This window comes from Nonomuraea sp. NPDC049784, assembly GCF_040659615.1.
Classification (GTDB): domain Bacteria; phylum Actinomycetota; class Actinomycetes; order Streptosporangiales; family Streptosporangiaceae; genus Nonomuraea.
This window is the reverse complement of record NZ_JBFAMX010000746.1, coordinates 1-4,415: the sequence shown is the minus strand read 5'-3', so window position 1 is coordinate 4,415 and position 4,415 is coordinate 1. Positions and strand designations below refer to the sequence as shown.

Genomic DNA, 4,415 nt, shown 5'->3' with positions numbered 1-4,415 from the left:
CAGCGCCGCACTCCTCGAAGAGCGCCGCGATCCCGTCGCCCGCGGCCACCGCCACCACGCCCCTGCCCGCGCCGCCACGGTGGGTGCGCTCGGCCAGGTACGTGATCCTGATCCGGTGCGGCCGGCCCGCCCGCACACCGGCCTCGACGGCGGGACCGGCCTCGGCCACGTGGACGTGCACGTTCCACAGGCCCCCGCCTCCGACCACGACCAGCGAGTCGCCCATGGCGTCGAGCTCCTCGCGCAGCGCGGCCACCGCGGCGTCGTCGGCCTCCAGCAGGTACATCACCTCGTACCCCGCGCCCACCTCGGCCATCGGCGAGACCCGGGCGGTCGGCGCCGGCACGTCGTAGTGGTCGACGTAGGAGTCGGTGATCACCGCGGCCAGCGTCTCCAGCACGATCGCCGCCCCCGCGCCGCCCGCGTCCACCACACCGCTGCGGGCCAGCACCTCCAGCTGGCCGGGTGTGCGGCGCAGCGCAGCGCGGGCCTCGCCCGCCGCCTGCCGCGCCACCTCCGTCAGATCGTCCCCGTCCACGTCCTGTACGGCTCGCGCGGCGGACTCCAGCACGCTCAGCACCGTGCCCTCCACCGGCCTGGCCACCGCCTCCCTGGCCAGCACGGCGGCCCTGAGCAGCCCGGCCCGCAGATCGGTGCCGTCCTTCAGCACCTCGGCGAGGCCGCGTAACGCCTGGCTGACGATCACCCCGGAGTTGCCGCGGGCCCCGACCAGGGCGCCGTAAGAGAGCGTCTGCCACACCACGGCCGCGTCCACGTCATCGGGGAGCGACTCGACGGCCTCGGCCGCGGACAGCATGGTCAGGTGCAGGTTGGTGCCGGTGTCGCCGTCGGCCACCGGGAACACGTTGAGCGCGTCGATCTCGGCCCTGGCCTGGCCCAGCGCGTCAGCGGCGAGGCGGGCCCAGCGGCGCACCGCGGGCGGGTCGAGGATCTTCATCTACGCCCTCCGACTGTATTTCCCCAACCAACCGACCCCCGGCCGAACTCCTGGCCCGAATGCGCTACGGTTGTCGATGGAGAATATCGCTGCTGGGCCTCCGGTCCAGCGTTCCAGTTCGCGCCCATCGGTGTGGATCGGATATTCTCGTCTGGCTGGCCGGTTGTCCCGGCATGCCCTCCGCCCGGAAAGCATCAGCGGACAGGGCTACATCGACTGTTTTAAGGAGCGAACCGTGGCTTCCGTCTGCGATGTCTGCCGTAAGGGCCCGACCTTCGGCAACAACGTGTCCCACTCGCACCGCCGCACCCGTCGTCGTTGGAACCCCAACATCCAGACGGTTCGCGCGGTCGTCGGCGGCACGCCGAAGAAGCTGAACGTGTGCACCTCGTGCATCAAGGCGGGCAAGGTCACCCGCTAGTCCCACACTTTTCACGCAAGCCCGTCGCTCTTTTATGGAGCGGCGGGCTTGCGTGTTTTCGTTTCCCCAGCGGCCACGGGGCCCACCCCCTCATTGGCCGGCCGCCCAACGGGACGGCCGGCCAAGGGGGGTCTCAGGCCTGGGGTCAGCGCCAGCGCCAGGCGTGGTCCACTGGGCCGATGCCGCTGCCCAAGGGGAAGCCGTGGGCGATCGCGCCCGTCACGTACTCCTTCGCCTTGCCCACCGCCTCGGGCACGTCGTCACCCAGCGCGAGCCGGGAGGCGATGGCGGAGGCCAGCGTGCAGCCCGTGCCGTGGGTGTGGCGGTTGTCAAGGCGTTCGGCGGCGAAGCGGTATTCGTTCGTACCGTCCGTGAGCAGGTCGACCGGCGCCCCCGGCAGGTGGCCGCCCTTGATCAGCGCCCAGGCGGGCCCCAGCTCCAGTACGGCGTCCGCGGCCCGGCGCAGCCCGTCCTCGTCCTCTACCTTGACGGACGTGAGCTGCTCCACCTCCCACAGGTTCGGCGTCACCACGGTGGCCACCGGAAGCAGCCGCGTCCGCACCGTCTCGACGGCCTCGGGCGCGAGCAACGGGTCGCCGTGCTTCGACACCCCGACGGGATCCACGACCACCGGGGCGGCGTACGAGCCGAGCACGCCGGCCACCGTCTCGACCAGGACCGGTGAGGCCAGCATGCCGGTCTTCACCGCCTGCGCGCCGATGTCGCCGAGCACCGAGTCGAGCTGCGCCCGCACGGCCTCGGGCGGCAGCTCCCAGTAGCCCTGGACGCCCAGCGAGTTCTGCGCCGTCACCGCGGCGATGACGCTCATGCCGTGGACGCCCATGGCCATCATGGTCTTCAGGTCGGCCTGGATGCCCGCGCCGCCCCCTGAGTCGGAGCCGGCGACGGTCAGCACACATGGAGGGGTCATGTCCCCCATCCAACCACTCAGCTGACGGCGCACTCCCCGCTGACCAGCCCGCAGTTCGCGGCCTTCTCGCCCTTGCCCGTGGCGGTGAACGAGACGGCGACCGAGTCACCCGACGCCAGCGACGCCGACAGGTCCAGGATCAGCAGGTCGCCGTCCTGGGTCCATTGGGCGCCGGCCACGTTTATGACCTTGCCCTCCACCGGGACGGACACGGTGGGATTCTGGAGCGTCTGCCGAGACGTGTTCGAGAGCTTCATGGTGGCCTGGTAGGTGAGCACCTGCTGCTTGATCGTCTGCTGGACGTTGATCGCGCCGGTACCGGACCCGAAGGTGCCCGTGGCGGTGGGGACGGGTGTGGCGCCGCCGCTGGACGTGCCGTCGGTGATGGAGTCGTCCAGCGTCGACGGCTCTTCGGTCGGAGATTCGGACACGCTCTCCTCGGCGGGCGGCGTCGGGTCCTCCGTCGGCTTCGAGGAGGTCTTCACCTTGGTCTTGGTGGGCGTCGGTGTGGCGGACGAGGTGCGCCGCGGCGTGCGGGCGCTGTAGGAGGCCGTCGGCGAGGGGGCCGTGGAGGGCGTGTCCTTTTCGGTCGGTTCCTCCGTCGGCTCCTCCTCGGGCTGGGTCTGCTCCTCGCTCGGCTGGGAGACCTCGGGGCCCGGCTGGTTGCCCGTCGCCTGTACGGCGGCGCAGGTCGTATCCGCGCACTTGCCCGTCCCGCTCGACGAGCTCATGAACTTGACGCCCGCCACGGTGCCGCCCAGCACGACGGCCACGGCGGCGACAGACAGCAGCGCGACCCGGCCCTTGCCTCCGCCCGAGGGGGGCGCGGCGAGCACGTCGTCGCCGCCGCGTCCGGGTTTACGGCGCCCGCGGCGGCCCTTCGGCTCCTCCGGCTCGTCGAAGCCGGAGTCGGACGGCCAGTCGGAGCCGAGGAACCCGGTCTCGGCGTTCGCCCAGGCGGGAGCCTGCACGGCCGTCGGCTCCCCGGCCACCTTGACGTCCCCCGGCTCGGGCGGGCCAGGCGACAGGGGCACGTCGAACCCTCCGGTACGGTCGCCGGGCGGCCCACCGAAGGCGCCACCTGGCCCGTTGGGGCCGTCGAAGAAGGCCGTGCGCTCAAACGGGCCCTGCGCGTCCGGACCGTCGAAGAAGGCCGTGCGCTCCATGGGCCCGTCAAAGGGACCCGGCACGTCGAAGGGGCCCCGCCCGGCGGAAGGCCCGGGCCGGTCGTTGGGCGCGCCGCCGAAGATGCCCGAGGGCCCGGGATCTGGCGCGCCGGAGCCGGGCATCGGACCGCGGCCGGGCATCCGGTCGGGGCCGCCGAGGACGGATGTCTGGTCGGCAGGGCCGGCGAAGGGACGGTCAGCGGGATCCGGACCGTCGAAGGAGCGGTCGGCGACCGGGCCCCACTCTGACGGGCGGGTGAAGGCACCCGTCGTCTCGAACGGCCCGGCCTCCTCCCCTGGTCTCGCCAGCGGGAAGGCACGCGAAGGGTCGTTGGCCGGGGGGAAGCCGCCGGCGGGGTCGTTGGGCAGCGCGAAGGCCCCGGTGGTCTCGAACGGCTCGGGCTGCGGCCCGCGCGACGGCGGCCCGTCCGTGCGCCGCGGCATGGGAGCCCACTGGCCCGTCACCTCGGGTTCGTCCGGCAACGAGGGCCAGCCCGGCGGCTCGGCCTGCTCGTCAGGACCCCAGAATGCGCTGTTGCTCCCCCGTTCATCCCCGTCGTCGGATCCACCTGTGCCGTGGCGGCCCATGGCTGCCCTTTCTCGCGGTTACAGTGGCCGCCAATCTTCATAACACCTTTGCTACGTCGTTGTCACAGCAATCCCCTGAGTCCCACCCCAAATCAGGAAAATTTCACGTAAATCGGGACAAGTCGTCACCGAAAGTGATCCCAGCCACGCCGCCCGATCTCGCGTCCATACACCAGAACGCCCTCGCCCTCGACCACCCGGCCCACGACCTGCCACGACGGCGGCAGCCGTACCTGTGAAGGGAAGACCGCGGCGAGCGCGTGATCCTCACCGCCTGTGAGCACCCACTCCAGCGGGTCGGCCCCCAGTTCCTTGGCCGCGACGGCCACGGGCTCCCCCACCGCGAATGCC

The 4,415-nt window shown here is 72.0% G+C and carries 4 protein-coding genes and 1 pseudogene; 1 reads left to right on the top strand and 4 read right to left on the bottom strand.

The annotated features are described in order from the left end of the window. A partial coding sequence (locus AB0J09_RS57510) for a DAK2 domain-containing protein (RefSeq protein WP_360711394.1) occupies nucleotides 1-958 on the bottom strand: 958 nt, incomplete at its 3' end. A 235-nt stretch (nucleotides 959-1,193) separates the two neighbouring features. On the opposite strand from AB0J09_RS57510, the gene rpmB reads away from it, so the two are divergent. Then, on the top strand, nucleotides 1,194-1,379 hold the full coding sequence (gene rpmB / locus AB0J09_RS57505; RefSeq protein ID WP_043618345.1) for a 50S ribosomal protein L28: 186 nt from the start codon (nucleotides 1,194-1,196) through the stop codon (nucleotides 1,377-1,379). A gap of 145 nt (nucleotides 1,380-1,524) precedes the next feature. Here rpmB and thiD read toward each other — a convergent pair whose 3' ends face one another. From thiD to AB0J09_RS57490, 3 genes and pseudogenes are all read right to left on the bottom strand, one after another. Next, nucleotides 1,525-2,310, bottom strand: coding sequence for a bifunctional hydroxymethylpyrimidine kinase/phosphomethylpyrimidine kinase (thiD, locus tag AB0J09_RS57500; protein WP_360711391.1), 786 nt, complete (start codon nucleotides 2,308-2,310; stop codon nucleotides 1,525-1,527). 17 nt (nucleotides 2,311-2,327) lie between these two features. Continuing rightward, nucleotides 2,328-4,064 carry a hypothetical protein gene (locus AB0J09_RS57495; protein WP_360711388.1) on the bottom strand — a complete coding sequence of 579 codons (1,737 nt, stop codon included), beginning with the start codon at nucleotides 4,062-4,064 and terminating at the stop codon, nucleotides 2,328-2,330. A 125-nt stretch (nucleotides 4,065-4,189) separates the two neighbouring features. After that, nucleotides 4,190-4,415: pseudogene (locus AB0J09_RS57490) on the bottom strand (thiamine-phosphate kinase); the annotation flags it as partial.

Excerpts from the sequence above, each read along its gene's own strand:
- AB0J09_RS57495 (WP_360711388.1), bottom strand. The coding sequence starts at position 4,064 with ATGGGCCGCCACGGCACAGGTGGATCCGACGACGGGGATGAACGGGGG.
- thiD (WP_360711391.1), bottom strand. The coding sequence starts at position 2,310 with ATGACCCCTCCATGTGTGCTGACCGTCGCCGGCTCCGACTCAGGGGGC.